Source organism: Arthrobacter tumbae, from assembly GCF_016907495.1.
In the GTDB taxonomy this organism is placed as follows: domain Bacteria; phylum Actinomycetota; class Actinomycetes; order Actinomycetales; family Micrococcaceae; genus Arthrobacter_D; species Arthrobacter_D tumbae.
This window is the reverse complement of the sequence record NZ_JAFBCC010000001.1, coordinates 51521-64907: the sequence shown is the minus strand read 5'-3', so window position 1 is coordinate 64907 and position 13387 is coordinate 51521. Positions and strand designations below refer to the sequence as shown.

Sequence of the window (13387 nt, the reverse complement as noted above, 5' to 3'; positions counted from 1 at the left end):
GCACTCCGGTGGGTAGGCGTTGGGCGCCCGGAAGATACGCTTCCGGGTGCTCAACCCTCTCCGGAAGACAGTGATATCCACGAGCGGGTGACGAAACTGAACTCGGCCCAGCTGTGCCGCGCGTGGCGGATCAGTTTTCTGGCCGTCATCAGCGCGAAGACCGCTACGGAACTGGACGAACTCGCGCAGAAGCGGCGGTTGTATCTCGAGGAGATGGAATTCCGGAATCCCGCCGGCTTTGCATTCTGGCTGGCAAGTTCTCCGGCAGCATCGAGTGATCCGGAGCCCTACTTGCTCCACCAAAATGCGGGGCGACGCCCGTTCGGTTCGTTCTAGGGCGAGGTCTTCGGATTTGCGGTGACTACGACGTTCTTGCCCCAGGGGTCTTCCGTGTAACAGCTGATGAGGACCAGCCTGTTCGGAGTGATCTCCCAGATGTCGCTGTCTTTGAGGGTGTCCTTGTCATGGGTGGTTATCGAATCGACAACATAGTGCTGTGCACCCGAGCCGGTGTGCAGCACTATTTCGTGTCCCACCTCCACGTCGGTGCTGAGGCGATTGAACGGAGCTTCACGATCTTCCCAGCTGTGCCCAGTGATGTACGTGGTGTCGTTCGATCCGCGTCCGGGCATGCCGAATGAGGTCAGCCAGTAGCCGTCCAGGGTGAATGGTGGAACGAGGGATTGGGACGCCTCGTCCGCCGAAGAAGGTGTGAGGGGCAAAACCGCCACATCGATGCCCGCAGATTCAACGATCAGCCGCTCGGGAGCGGCGGCGCGGGGTTCCGGCGCTGCTGCCTGAGTGCTGGGACTGGGACTGGCTTCCGTGGTGGGAGTGGGCGTGGCACTCGCGGAAATGGTTGCGGGGGGCGCAGTCTCCTCCGGGGTTGCTTGTGGAGCAAGTGCACCGCTGAGCGCTGTGGTGGAGATGAGCGCGCCCAACACTGCCGCCCCCGCAACCCACAGCCGCATTCGCGGCCGGGGAGCGGGGGCAGCAGCATTCCGCTGTGTGGCAGTCATCGACGGGGTTAGGCCCGTCCCGCGCTTCGACGGCGAACGACGACGACGGCGCCGGCCGCTGTTGCCGTGCCGAATCCTGCCAGCCCGGCCAGGAGGGCGAGGTTCGCGGGATCCGTGGCACCGGCGTCGTGCGCTGCGGTCTGAATGTTCAGGCCACGCTGCTGGGGAGCGGCTGCCCGGACCACCGGAGCCTGGGCGACCGGCGTGTGTGCGATCGGCGCTTGAGCAACGGCGGGAGCCGAGCATGCGGCAACGGCGGCGTCGGCTAGGTCGATGAGTTGCTGAGGATCCGTTCCTTCAGTCGCCCCAAGCGCAGTCAACAAAGCCTCGATGTCTGCAGAGAAAGCGAACGCTCGCAACTCGAGCGCTTCGACGCCCAAGGACACGTAGGCAGCAGCGTAAGCGGCCTCAAGTGCGATCCCGGTCCGCTCCACTTCGAGCAACGCGGCTTGTGCTGTAGCGATGTCGCCAGACGCTGTTTCTTGCGCAAGCACTGCTGTATTGACCCCGGCCCGTGCGGCATCAAGCTCGGCAATCGCCTCTGGATCCTCGGGCTCGGCTTCGAGCGCGGCAGTCGCCAGTCGCAGACGTTCAGTCGCGACCGCGAAGTCCATGTCAGCTGCGGCGAGATCCAGTTTTGCAGTCCTAAGGGCTTCGTCCGCACCGATCGCGGCGATATCCGCGGCGTCAAAAGCTGCAATCTCAGCCGCGACAGCGGCGTCAAGTTGCGGGTACAGACCTTCGAGTTGGGTACCGATAGTTTCCAACTCTGTGATGGCAGCGCGCAGCTGGTTCGCAATGCTGAGGTCGACCGATGCAACGCCGAGCTGAGCGCTTAGCGCGGTCTGAGCCGTGAGACATTCAGCCGATCCGGGGGCAGCAGACGCAGGCGCAGCGGTAAGCACCGAGCCTGTCGCAATAAGTGCTGAGACACCGACGGTAAGCAGGCAGGAACGAGTATTCATATGTGTTGTCTTTCGTGAAAAGCCCCCAAGTCCCCCTTGAGCGGCGCGCGCCGCTCGCACTTCGCTAATGCGGCTGCTTTTCGGCTGCACTTATTTGACCACGCGGAAATCGTTTCTGCTAGTGGTTTAGAGTGTTTTTTCATGAGTCGAATCATCGCCGGGGTCGCAGGTGGCACTACGCTGACCAGCGTCCCGGGCCAGGCGACGCGACCCACCACTGACCGGGTCAAGGAAGCCTTGTTTTCCCGCCTGGATGCCTACAACGTTCTGGCGGGCGCGCATGTGCTGGATCTCTTCGCCGGATCGGGGTCGCTGGGGGTGGAAGCGGCGAGCCGGGGAGCAGCAACAGTGGACCTTGTCGAGTCCGCGGACCGGGCTGCTGCCGCCTGCCGTGCAAACGCCGATGCGATGAACCAGGTCCTTGGTTGGACCTGCGTTCGCGTGCACAGGTCGAAGGTTGAGACCTATCTGAATCGGGTCCCGGAAGAGGCACTGTGGGATGTGGTTCTCATGGACCCGCCCTATCCGCTCGAGGATGCGCCTCTGGTGACCATCCTGTCCTCTCTGGTTCCGCATCTGGCGGAAGGAGCCGTCGTCGTGCTCGAACGCTCATCGCGCTCAGGGGAGCCTGAGTGGCCCGACGGGATTGAGCGCTTCGCTGACAAGAAGTACGGCGAGACCCGGCTCTGGTACCTGGAACCGGTCTAGCGCTGCCCCTCGGGTGCCCGGTCCGGTTGCCCGGCACTGACCTGACTGCCTGATCTCATCTAACTCTCATCTCTGGTTCATCTGCGCCCCATGCAGCGTCCGTACGGTGTTTGCAGGACACAGAACACAGGAAACAGAAGCTAGGGGCGTTCATCATGCGGTTATCGGTCATCGGATGCGGGTATCTCGGAGCAGTGCACGCCGCGTGCATGGCCAAGCTGGGGCACGAGGTGGTCGGCATCGACGTCGATGGTGCAAAGGTTGCCAGCCTCAGTGCCGGCGACGCTCCCTTTTTTGAGCCCGGGCTTCCGGAATTGCTCGCTGAGGCGCTTGAAACCGGCCGATTGCGCTTTTCAACCGACATCGCCGACGCAGCAGGATCAGCTGTGCACTTCATTGCGGTTGGAACACCTCAGAAGCGCGCCGAGAACGGTGCGGATCTCAGCCACGTCTATGCGAGCGTCGACGCCCTGCTGCCCCACCTGCGAGCGGGCGACGTTGTGGTGGGGAAATCCACCGTGCCCGTCGGCACTGCCCGCGCCCTTTCCGCACGCATCTCCGAGGCGCGCCCATCGGTGACGCTGGCCTGGAACCCGGAGTTTCTGCGGGAGGGCTTCGCCGTCCAGGACACGCTGGAGCCGGACCGCCTGGTGTACGGGCTGGATGATGCAGCCAGTGGTGCTCAGCTGATCCTGGATGAGGTGTATGCGCAGGCGCTCGCCGCTGGGAGTCCGCGGTTGGTGATGGATTATGAGACGGCTGAGCTGGTGAAGGTCTCCGCAAACGCCTTCCTGGCCACGAAGATCTCCTTCATCAACGCGATGGCGGAGGTCTGCGAAGCCACCGGAGCTGATGTATCCATGCTTGCGGACGCCATCGGTCACGACGCACGGATCGGCCGGAAGTTCCTGAACGCCGGGCTCGGATTCGGTGGCGGCTGCCTCCCGAAGGACATCCGCGCTTTCATGGCCAGAGCCGGGGAGCTCGGCGCCGATCAGGCGCTGACCTTCCTGCGTGAAGTGGACTCCATCAACATGCGGCGGCGCTCCCGCATGGTGGATTTGGCCCGGGAGGTCTGCGGCGGGTCACTGCTCGGGCAACGGATCGCCGTGCTCGGTCTGGCATTCAAGCCCAACTCCGACGACGTCCGTGATTCGCCGGCCCTCAGTGTCGCGGCCCAGTTGCAGCTTCAGGGAGCGGCCGTCACGGCCAGCGATCCTCAAGCAGTGCCCAACGCATCACTCCGCTTTCCTGACCTGACGTACACCACATCGGTTGAAGAGGCAGTCCAGAACGCCGATGCTGTGCTGGTGCTGACGGAGTGGGAGCAGTACCGCACGCTTGACCCGATGGAGCTCGGCAGGCTCGTGGCGCAGCCAGCCATTGTGGACGGCCGAAACTGCCTGGATCCGGATGCCTGGCGCGACGCCGGGTGGACCTATCGGGCGCTGGGACGTCCAAAAGCCGCCGCCATACCCGCGCGCACCGCTGCGGTGCACTAGGTCTTCAGGTTCAGAATCGCGAGCTCAACATCGATCCCGAAGAAGTCCTCCGGGCGTCCTGTCGCCACTTTCATGCCAAGGACTCGGGCGGTGGCTGAAGAAATAAGCGTGGCGAGCGGGAAGGTCCCGCCGTCAGGGTGCGGGGTAAGGGCAAGCGCGGCAAGCTCACGGGCAGCCTTATGGTCGAACGGAAGTACCCGGCGGTTGAGGACACCTTCCAGCGCCTCGTGCATGGCGCGGTATCGTGCTTCCCGGAAGAGGGTGTTGGGTGATCGGCGAATCGCCGCGTAAACCTCGGCGACGGCAATTGCAGACGTGTGCGGTTTGCCAGGGAATTGCTTCACCCATTCCTCGAGTTCGGTATTGTCCGTGCCGACCATGGTCAGCAACACGTCTGAATCCAGAATGATCATGCTGCTGACACCCGCCTCTGGGTGACCGCCGCTGAGCCCGGAAGCGGCGTGGGAAGCGGCTCCCTGAGCATTCGGAAAGGGGAGCGCCGCCGGGGGAGCTGGCTAATCGTGAGGCCGGCAAAATCAGTCCGCACCTCTGCCAGATCGGTGTACCAGCGAGGTAGAGGCATCATCGAGAACGGATAGTCCGCGAGGCGCGACTCCCAGGGCAAGGCCGCGAACTGATCGAGCAGTGCTCTGAGCTCGGCCTGCAGCGAGCGTCCGTTCGACGCCGCTATCCGTTTCAGCTCATCGAGCGTGTGTTGATCGACGTCGCGGACACTGATACTCGGCATAGGTGTTCCTTTCAGAAGGGTGCATGTTCTGCATGCATTGATTGCAGTACATGCACCTTTCTGGAACAAGGTGAAACCCCGGTATGTGGGGAAAGGGCAGCTCCCGGACGGCGGTGTGGAGGAGAGGTATTGCTACTGGTTCCGCTCGGACCGGCGATTGATCCGCCGCGCCAGATCGACGACAGCCCCGCCTCCCAGGACGACCGATCCTGCTACCGCGGCAAGCATAAGGTAGAGCCACACGACGCTGCCCACGGCGTTCTCCGGGACGCTGAGCATCTCAAACCACTCCAATGACCCCCCGATCCAGAAGCCTGCCACCGCGATCAGCACGATCACTGCGGGTACACAATCCCAGCGCAGTACCCGGCTTGTCTTTGTCCTGACGGTTTCCTCGAGTTGCTGCGTTCCCATGAACCCAGTATTGAACAGCCAGCTGACCATTCCGGGGAGTGTCGTCGTGTCGTTAGCTAATCGGGACAGGTCTGTTACCCCGCGTTAATCATCACGTCAATCGTCCACGTCGGAAGAGCGTCAGGCAAAGGTTCCTGCGAGGGATTCGCGTCCGCCAAGACGCGCTTCGAGCTCGTTGAACCACGTGCACGCCACCTTCCGGTAGGGCGGCCGAAACGCGTAGACGCAGGCCAGCCGTAGAGCCGTCGCGGCAGCATAGGCATCAAAACGGGGAAGGGGTACCGACAGGGTCTCGGCCACTTCGTGAACGCAGCGACGGCCCGCAGCCGCGGCGCCGCCCGCCAGCAGTCCCTGGGCCTCCCGGAAATCCAGGTGGATCGACAAGTTTGCCAGGTCGAGCGCGGGCTCGGCGAGGGCAAGAGTGTCGCAGTCGATGATTCCCACCGACTTTCTGTCCAGGTCCACAATCACCTGTTTGTCGTGCAGGTCGCGGTGGGCCAGCCGGGAGGGCGACGCACCATTGAGCAGGGACCTTGCGATGGACGCCGCCACGCGGCGAAGCCGGTCCTCCGACACATCGAGGGCATCGAAAGCGACCGCCAATCCAACCCACCGATCGACGGTGCGAACTTCATCCTGCGCAGAATGAACCCGTGCGGCGGCTAAGGATCCGTTGCTGATTGGCGCGCCGACGAAGGCGGGCCAGCGGTCTGCCCAGTGTTCCCAGGCACGGTTCCACGCAACCTCTGGGCCGGGGTCATGGACGGCGCCAGGACCCGCAGCCAACTGCGTGCCGGCGTCCAGACGACGTCCCAGGTCGTGCAGGCTTGTACCTGGGACAGCGGATAGCGTCACGCTGTGCGCATCGGAAGATACGACGTCGGGCGCAGCAACTCCGGATCCAGCCAGCCCGGCGGCCACCGCCAGATGCGCGTCCCTGACTGCGGCAGCCTTCCCACGCGCAAGGAACTTTGTGTACTGTCCGTCGGCCCGCACAACGGCGCGCCGCTTCAAGCGGTGCACCAGTAGTTCTCCGGCAGGAAGCTCGGAATCCAATCCGGGCAGGGCCCGGTCATTTCGAAACGGCACCAGGGACGCGCGGCCGTCAGCGCCGATCCGGCCGGCACGGATCCGGCCGGACCGGGCCTCGCGGCCCTCCACGACCAGGCTTCCATCGCCACGGGGCCAGGCGCGGTGGATACGAACCGCCGTGCCGTCGTCGTCCGGCATCTCGCTGGGAATCTGCATCACCACAGCACCTCTTCGATCATTCGGAGACGGTGATCGACCTGCTGCCGCCAATCCGGCGAGCAGGCGCGGAAGGGTTCGCGAAGCCGGTTCAGGAGGTAAAAAGCGGTCCAGGCCACCACTTCGGAGTCATTCACCGTGGCCGGCCCGGTGCCGTACCCGTCGAGCAGTGCCGCAGTTCGCGGCAAGGCAAGAACGGCACGGCGGTCAACCATAGCGCTGCCTAACGCTTCGACGGCGGCGAAGCTGCCCAGGTCGGCTGCGGCTGCACCGTAAGTGCACCGTTGAAAGTCAATCAGCCGCACCTGCCGCCCATCGACGAGAACCTGATCGGCCGAGAAATCACCGTGGATCACCGCGGCCCGGCCCGGCCGGCGCAGCAGAGCCTCAAGATTCACCTGCACCCGCTCCAGGCGACCCGCGTTCTCCGGTAACAGCTCGGCGTTCTCCCGCACGAGTGAGCGAAGGCGCCCTGCGGGTGCCCGCCACGCGTGCGTCTTGTGAATCGGCGCCTGGCTGTGCAGCAGGGCGAGCGCATTGCCGGTCGCTCGGGCAGCCGGTTCCGCATGCTGAAGCGGGACTGTGCTGAGGTCTCCGGAGCCGTACCACGGAAGGTACTCCACATGCTTGGAGGCAGGGAGACCCGGTGGCAGCAGTGCTGAGTCGAGGGGAACGACGACGGGCACCCCGCCAGCTGCCAGTTCGGAGAGCATTCCGCGGGTCATCGAGTGTCCGCCGGCGCTCGCCCTGCCTACAAGACGCCCGGCGTCCATCGAGGCAATACTGAACACCAGGCGCCGGAACGGGTTGTACTTGAGCACCTCGAGGGCCGGCGAGGGCACCTCCAGGCCCGCCCGACGGAACGGGCGCAGGGCCGGGTGCAATCGCGGATCCAGGGCGATCGGCCCGCTCGCCAGTACCCCGTCGTCGAGCGTGAAGCGCTCCAACTCCAGATCCCGGGCAAGCGCGCGCCGGGAGACTTTCTCCAGCTTCACCGACGTGTCGGAACTGTACATCGCCAGCCAGCGGACGCCGTCGTCGTCGTGGAGGCGTGCCACGGCCGACGTGCCGCGCTTCCAGCGCAGATGACTGGTGCGCACGGGTCGGTTGAACAGCGAGCTCAGCGCATCGGAATCGAAGAACAGGTCGAGGGATCGCAGGTTGGAGTCAATCGGCGTGCGCACAGTGCTCACGGCATGTTCCCTGCCGGGACCGTCGTGACGGCCCGGTCCTGCGCGGACGCGCGCTGCCCCTCGACCCAGCGTGCAAACAGCGGGTAGCGCAGCAGCTCCTCCGGCGATCCGTCCAGGAGGACCCGCCCGCCCTGAAGCCAGAGGATGCGGTCGCTCTGCAGCGCAACGGAAGCCTCGTGTGTCACCGTCACCGTGGTCCGTCCCGTGCTGAGCGTCGCAAGGGCGCTGAGCACTTCAGTCCGTGCGTCATGGTCCAGCCCCGTGGTCACCTCGTCAAGGAGCACCACCGGCGCGTTCCGCAGGATGGCGCGGGCAATCGCGATCCGTTGCCGTTGCCCCCCGGAGAGGGTCCCGCCGCGCTCGCCGACGGTGGTGTCGTAGCCCTCGGGAAAGCCCGTGATAAAACCGTGGGCCTGCGCCAGCTGCGCGGCCTGCTCAACCTCTTCGTCCGTCGCTGAGAGACGCCCGAAGCGGATGTTCTCCCGGATGCTCCCGGTGAACAGGACGGCCTCCTGAAGGACGAGGCTCACGTTCGAACGCAGGGAAGCGAGGGTGATGTCCGTAAGGTTTACGCCGTCGAGGCGCACCGAACCGCGCTCCGGATCCATGCTGCGGACCAGCAGGGACAGCAGCGTGGACTTCCCTGATCCGGACGGTCCTACGACGGCCGTGTTACGGCCTTCCTGCAGGCACAGGGAGAGGTCGGACAGGACACACCGCCCCTCGTAGGACGCCGATACGTTACGGAACTCAAGCTCGCCCCACACCCTGCCGAGCGGAAGGGCAGCGGGGGAGTCGGTGATGTCCACCTCCTCCTCGAGCAGTTCGGCCACGCGCTCGCCGGAGGCTGTGGCACGCGCAATCCTGCCTGTGTACTTCGCGAGGTCCCGCAACGGCTTCATAGCGGTCTTCAGGTACATCAGGAAGAGCACCAGATCCCCCGGTGTCATGGCCCCCTGAACGACCCGCCACCCGCCGCCGGCAAGAACGACGGCGGTGGCCACGCCGACAATCACGTCCGTCCTTCGCTCCAGCGCGGCTGCGAGGCGGCGGGACCTGACGCCCTCCTTGAGCGTTTTCTGGTTGCTGCTGCCGAACCGGTCGGCCAGCGCGCGCTCCAGGCCATACGTTTGTACAACCCGGATGGCGCCCAGGCTTTCCTGCGCGGTGTTAGCCAGCGAACCTTCACCCTTGCGGGTCAGGCGTGCGGCCACGGTGATTTTGTCCGTGCTGATTCTCGAAAGGAGCAGGAATCCGGCGCATGCGGCGATGACCACGAGCGCCAGCAGCGGGTCGAGCCAGAACATCACTCCGGCCATCGCAATCAGGGTGATGCAGTTGGCCAGCAGCGGCATGCCGGCGGTGACGGCGACTTCCTGGAGCCTGCCGACGTCGCCGACCAGTCGCTGTACCGTGTCGCCTGTCCGGTTGGACGAGTGGAACCGCGCCGAGAGGGACTGGACATGATCGAACACCTTGGCACGCAGTTTCGTTGCAACCCGGGATCCGACCAGCGCGAACGCGATCGTGGCGAAGAAGTTGCAGACGGCCCGCATGCCGGTGAAGAAGACCAGGGCGGCGCCGCAGGCCAGCAGCAGCAGGGGAGTAGCCTCCGGTCCGGTGCCTGCGAAGTCAGCGCCGAGGCTCCGGGTAACGGCGTCCACGACAAACTTCACCGGCCACGGCTCGAGGACCCGGAACGCGACCTCGCACAGGAGCACCAGGACACCGCCGGCCATGAGCAGTCCCTGACCATTCAGATGCGGCGTGAGAATCTGCAGCGTACGGCGAAGGGCTGATTTCCCGGGTGGAACGAGCGCCTTGCTCATGCCGGCACCTCCTCGGTGATGCGGTTCAGCACGGTGTCCCAGCTGTGGTGTTCAGTGGCGGTGCGCCGGGCGGCGGAGGACATCGCCGCCCGGGCAAGCGGTGCCGATGCGAGCCCGTCAATAGCCTCGGCCAGCGCGTACGGGTCGGATGGTTCCACCAGAAGCCCGGTGACGCCGTCGTCAATGATGTGCGGCACCTGCCCCACCCGGGAGGCAACAACCGGCAGCCCGGCTGCGCAGTATTCGTAGATCTTCAGCGGAGAGAAGTACTGGTCGCCCTTCTCTGCACTCGGGTACGGTGCAGCAGCGATCGAGCATCCGGCGAGGACTTCCGGCACTTTCTCCGGTGCGACGGCGCCGGTGAAGTCGACGTCCGCACCCATCCTTTCGGCCAGGGCGCGCAGTTCCTGCCCCTGGGGGCCATCCCCGATGATCCGGAGCGTCCACTCCCGTGACCCGGAAGCCTGCGCCTGGATCAACGTTTCCACCCCGTGCCAGGGCTTCAAGGTTCCGACGAAAGCCACGACCGGCGTGCCGGGCGCTTCTGACGAGGGGCGGATGCGGCGGACATTGACGCCGTTCGCCACAGTGCGGATCCGCTCATGGTGCTGCGGGTCAACGCGGCCCCGGACCCAGTCGGCCACCGGATCGGAGACACATACCGTTCGGGTCGCTGCGCCGACCTGTTCCTGCAGTGCTGCGTTCGCCGCGGCTTCATCATGCAGGCTCCGGTGGGTTCGCTGTTCGTCGATCAGCGGTGCATTGACCTCAAGGAAGCCCGGAACGCGCAGTCGGCCCGTGATGCGCGCTAGCGCGTCGCTGAACAGCGAGTAGCGCTCGTAGACGGCGTCCGCGCCGTCGTCAAGAACGCGCTGGGCGAGTTCAGCGGCAGCTGCAGCCTGCGAAACTTCACGCCCGGCGCCCTTCCCGGTCACGGGTACGACGACGACGGCGAGGTCCGCCAGATCTTCCGGAACGTCGCTGCCAGGTCGCGTGCAGTAGACAATCACCTCTGCGCCGCGGTTCCGCCACGCGCGCACAATTTCCTGGACGTGGACTGACGCACCTTTGGTGCCGAACACGGGTACACCCGGGTCGACGCACACATACGCGATGCGCTTCATCGGGCCACCGCCGCAAGCTCCGGGGAGGCGCAGGAAGACGGGACGGGTGACGGCTGCTCCGGGCCGCCAGTCTGCACCGGTTCCGCCGCTATTCCGCACAGCCGCTGCAGCTGTGTGGACTGGGTCCGGGAATCGAAGCAGCGTTCGATCAATGATCGGGCGGCGTGGGCGGTCGCCACCCGGTCGAATGAGCCGGACGCCGCCGTCTGCAGCGCCAGAATCAGATCCTCGACGCTACCGGCGCGGACAAGCAGACCGGTGTCAGTGCCGTCCATGCCGCCGAGGACCTCCGGAATCCCGGTGACATCCGAGCCGATGCAGACCACGCCCATGGCCATCGCCTCCAGGAGGACCGTCGGGAGTCCGTCGGCGTTGCCGTCCGTGCCGATGATGCACGGGGCGGCGAAGACATCGGCCCACTGCAGGAGTTCGATGACTTCGCTCTGGGTGCGGGGGCCGAGCAGCTGGACATGCTCACTCAAGCCAAGCAGCCTGATGCGGTCGGCCAGGCTATCCGCCAGTTCCCCGCCTCCTGCTATGCGCACGTCGACCCGGATGCCTGAGCGCACGAGCGCCGCGACGGCGTCAACCAGGAGTGAGAAGCCCTTCTTCTCCACGAGTCGTCCCACGGCGGCCACCCGGAAGGGCGTGTGAACGGGAGCGGGTTCCCGGAAGGGGAAGCGGCTGAGTTCCAGCCCGTTGTAGACGCGGTGGAGCTGACCCGATGCGGCCGGCGCAAGGGTTGAGAGATACCGGTGGTTGAAGTCGCTCACGGTGACCGTGTGGTGGGCGGCCTGCATGAGGCGGATGAGTTCAGCCTGGTCCACCTGCTCGTGGTAGATGTCCTTGGCGTGGGCAGTGAAGGAGAACGGAACGCCCGTGAGTGCCGAGGCTATGCGCGCGGTGCGTGCTGCGATCGATCCGAAATGGGCGTGAAGGTGGGTGATTCCCCGCTCAGTCACCCGGGTTGCCAGTTCGATGCCCTGGTGCACCTCTGATGCCTCGCACTCAGCGAGATCGGGCAGGAGAGCCGCGAAACGCTGCGCGAAGTTGGGGATGATGCTGTGGGCGGCGGCGATGATGGGCCAGCCTTCGGACAGTTTCTGCGGGCGGGTCACGTAGGTGACGGGCGCCTGGACGCGGGCCAGTTCGGGGTGGAAGCGGGGGTCGACGGGCGGACGAAGCGAGAAAATCTCCAGTTCCTCGCCGGCTGATTCACGGGCGAGGATTTCCGTGACAATGAAAGTCTCGGAAAAGCGCGGGTAGATCTTCAGGACGTAACCGATGCGCCCTTCGTCAGACAGCTGCATGGCGGGTCCAATCGGCGCGTTGTGGGGGGATACCGGCCGGCTGGGCCAGGAGCTCTGATGCATATTCAAAGGTTGTTGCGAGCCCATCGAGGTTGACGCCGTCGCGCGGGACCTCCTGCCCGGCCACGTGCTGCCACCAGGTGGAAAGCGTGTCCGGGGTGAATTCGTCAGGGTGGCAAAAGTCGAGCAACTGGTGCCGGGCCAGTCCGCGCGCCCGGATCAGCTGCTCGCGGCGGGGGTGGACCCGCGGCACTATCAGGGCGGGGGTGGTGGTGCTCATGATTTCGCAGACGGTGTTGTACCCGCCCATGGCGACGACGGCCGCCGCCGACTGTATCTCTGCAAGGGCATCCCGCACGGATCCGACGACGGATGTGCCGGCCCCGGCCGCCGCCTCAACCTGCGCCCGGTCGCTTTTCGGCATCTGGGGTCCGGTGACGATGAGGTGCTCGACCCCCGGCGGGAGTTCAGCGCGGGCGGCTGTCAGCGTCACGCCAAGGCCGTCGGACCCGCCGCCTGCCATCGTGACGACGAAGGGGACACCGGTTGTGCCCGTACGACGCCGGACCGGACGGCCGAGGGAAAGATAGCCGGTGTGCCGCACGAGGTGGGCAAGACTGCCTGGAATTTCGCCGGAGTGCACCGGATCGTGGACCGCCGGATCTCCGTACACCCAGAACTCGTCGAACGTCCGCTCCACCTGGTCAAGGTCCAACGCGTCCCACTCACGGCGTGCGGCGGAGGGCTGATCGAGGACTTCGCGCAAGCCGAGCACTATCCGGCACGACGGGCGCTTGCGCCGCAGCTGCTCCAATCCGTCTGCCAGCTCATGCTCCACTCCGAACGGGTGACGGTCCACCACCACAAGGTGGGGGTGGAAGTCGTTCAGCACCGCAGCGATCAAGGACGACCGGAGTGTGATGACGTCCTGTTGCCGGATTGTCAGGTGCCGGGGTTCATAGCCGCTCATTCCCTTCACGATTCCGGGCACCACCACCCAGTCCCACCCCTCGGGCGCCTCGAAGCGCGTGGCGGCAGCGACTCCCGTCACCAGTACTCCGCTCACCGTCCGGCCGGCTCTCCGGAAGCTGCCGGTAAGAGCATGCGCAAGGGCCAGGTTGCGGCGGGTATGACCCAATCCCTGGGAATCGTGCGAGTACAGGACCACGCGTAGCGTCCCGGGTTGAGGCGATCCGGCCGTGTTGACCCCGCCGTTTTTCATCGTCATGGCTTGCATCCAACTTTCCCCGCAGCCAACAAGAACCGCAGGTTTCTCATTTAGCCAGCCGGCTATGAGACGTTGGTGAGCTATCCATGAGAGAGCTCT

14 protein-coding genes are annotated in these 13387 nt (G+C 65.3%); 3 read left to right on the top strand and 11 right to left on the bottom strand.

Annotated elements, in window-relative coordinates:
• The first annotated feature begins 87 nt into the window (after positions 1 to 87).
• The gene (locus JOD47_RS00335; protein WP_204530923.1) at positions 88 to 336 is read left to right on the top strand and encodes a hypothetical protein; all 249 of its coding nucleotides are present in this window, start codon (positions 88 to 90) and stop codon (positions 334 to 336) included.
• On the opposite strand, the gene JOD47_RS00330 is transcribed toward JOD47_RS00335, so the two are convergent.
• Positions 333 to 1019, bottom strand: a complete 687-nt coding sequence (locus JOD47_RS00330; protein ID WP_239547957.1) for a class F sortase — start codon at positions 1017 to 1019, stop codon at positions 333 to 335. The genes JOD47_RS00335 and JOD47_RS00330 overlap by 4 nt on opposite strands.
• Positions 1020 to 1027: 8 nt before the next feature.
• Complete coding sequence (locus JOD47_RS00325; protein WP_204530922.1) at positions 1028 to 1984, bottom strand: hypothetical protein; 957 nt, start codon at positions 1982 to 1984, stop codon at positions 1028 to 1030.
• Positions 1985 to 2125: 141 nt separating this feature from the next.
• On the opposite strand from JOD47_RS00325, the gene rsmD reads away from it, so the two are divergent.
• Positions 2126 to 2692 carry a 16S rRNA (guanine(966)-N(2))-methyltransferase RsmD gene (rsmD, locus tag JOD47_RS00320; RefSeq protein WP_204530921.1) on the top strand — a complete coding sequence of 189 codons (567 nt, stop codon included), beginning with the start codon at positions 2126 to 2128 and terminating at the stop codon, positions 2690 to 2692.
• Between the two features lie 155 nt (positions 2693 to 2847).
• Positions 2848 to 4194 carry a UDP-glucose dehydrogenase family protein gene (locus tag JOD47_RS00315; protein WP_204530920.1) on the top strand — a complete coding sequence of 449 codons (1347 nt, stop codon included), beginning with the start codon at positions 2848 to 2850 and terminating at the stop codon, positions 4192 to 4194.
• On the opposite strand, the gene JOD47_RS00310 is transcribed toward JOD47_RS00315, so the two are convergent.
• From JOD47_RS00310 to JOD47_RS00270, 9 genes are all read right to left on the bottom strand, one after another.
• Positions 4191 to 4607 (bottom strand): type II toxin-antitoxin system VapC family toxin, encoded by a 417-nt coding sequence (locus JOD47_RS00310; RefSeq protein WP_204530919.1) that lies wholly within the window; start codon positions 4605 to 4607, stop codon positions 4191 to 4193. The two genes, JOD47_RS00315 and JOD47_RS00310, sit on opposite strands and share 4 nt — an antisense overlap.
• The gene (locus tag JOD47_RS00305; protein WP_204530917.1) at positions 4604 to 4942 is read right to left on the bottom strand and encodes a FitA-like ribbon-helix-helix domain-containing protein; all 339 of its coding nucleotides are present in this window, start codon (positions 4940 to 4942) and stop codon (positions 4604 to 4606) included. Before JOD47_RS00305 ends, JOD47_RS00310 begins: the two co-directional genes overlap by 4 nt.
• 132 nt (positions 4943 to 5074) lie before the next feature.
• A complete protein-coding gene (locus tag JOD47_RS00300) occupies positions 5075 to 5356 on the bottom strand; it encodes a hypothetical protein (protein ID WP_204530915.1) in 282 nt (93 codons plus the stop codon).
• Between the two features lie 120 nt (positions 5357 to 5476).
• Positions 5477 to 6604, bottom strand: a complete 1128-nt coding sequence (locus tag JOD47_RS00295) for a phosphotransferase (RefSeq protein ID WP_204530913.1) — start codon at positions 6602 to 6604, stop codon at positions 5477 to 5479.
• On the bottom strand, positions 6604 to 7797 hold the full coding sequence (locus JOD47_RS17725) for an aminoglycoside phosphotransferase family protein (RefSeq protein ID WP_204530910.1): 1194 nt from the start codon (positions 7795 to 7797) through the stop codon (positions 6604 to 6606). Before JOD47_RS17725 ends, JOD47_RS00295 begins: the two co-directional genes overlap by 1 nt.
• A complete protein-coding gene (locus JOD47_RS00285; RefSeq protein WP_204530908.1) occupies positions 7794 to 9626 on the bottom strand; it encodes an ABC transporter ATP-binding protein in 1833 nt (610 codons plus the stop codon). Before JOD47_RS00285 ends, JOD47_RS17725 begins: the two co-directional genes overlap by 4 nt.
• Positions 9623 to 10750 carry a glycosyltransferase family 4 protein gene (locus JOD47_RS00280; RefSeq protein ID WP_204530906.1) on the bottom strand — a complete coding sequence of 376 codons (1128 nt, stop codon included), beginning with the start codon at positions 10748 to 10750 and terminating at the stop codon, positions 9623 to 9625. The genes JOD47_RS00285 and JOD47_RS00280 overlap by 4 nt, the downstream gene beginning before the upstream one ends.
• Positions 10747 to 12060, bottom strand: coding sequence for a glycosyltransferase family 4 protein (locus JOD47_RS00275; RefSeq protein ID WP_204530904.1), 1314 nt, complete (start codon positions 12058 to 12060; stop codon positions 10747 to 10749). Before JOD47_RS00275 ends, JOD47_RS00280 begins: the two co-directional genes overlap by 4 nt.
• Positions 12047 to 13288 (bottom strand): glycosyltransferase family protein, encoded by a 1242-nt coding sequence (locus JOD47_RS00270; protein ID WP_204530902.1) that lies wholly within the window; start codon positions 13286 to 13288, stop codon positions 12047 to 12049. Before JOD47_RS00270 ends, JOD47_RS00275 begins: the two co-directional genes overlap by 14 nt.
• Between the last annotated feature and the right edge of the window lie 99 nt (positions 13289 to 13387).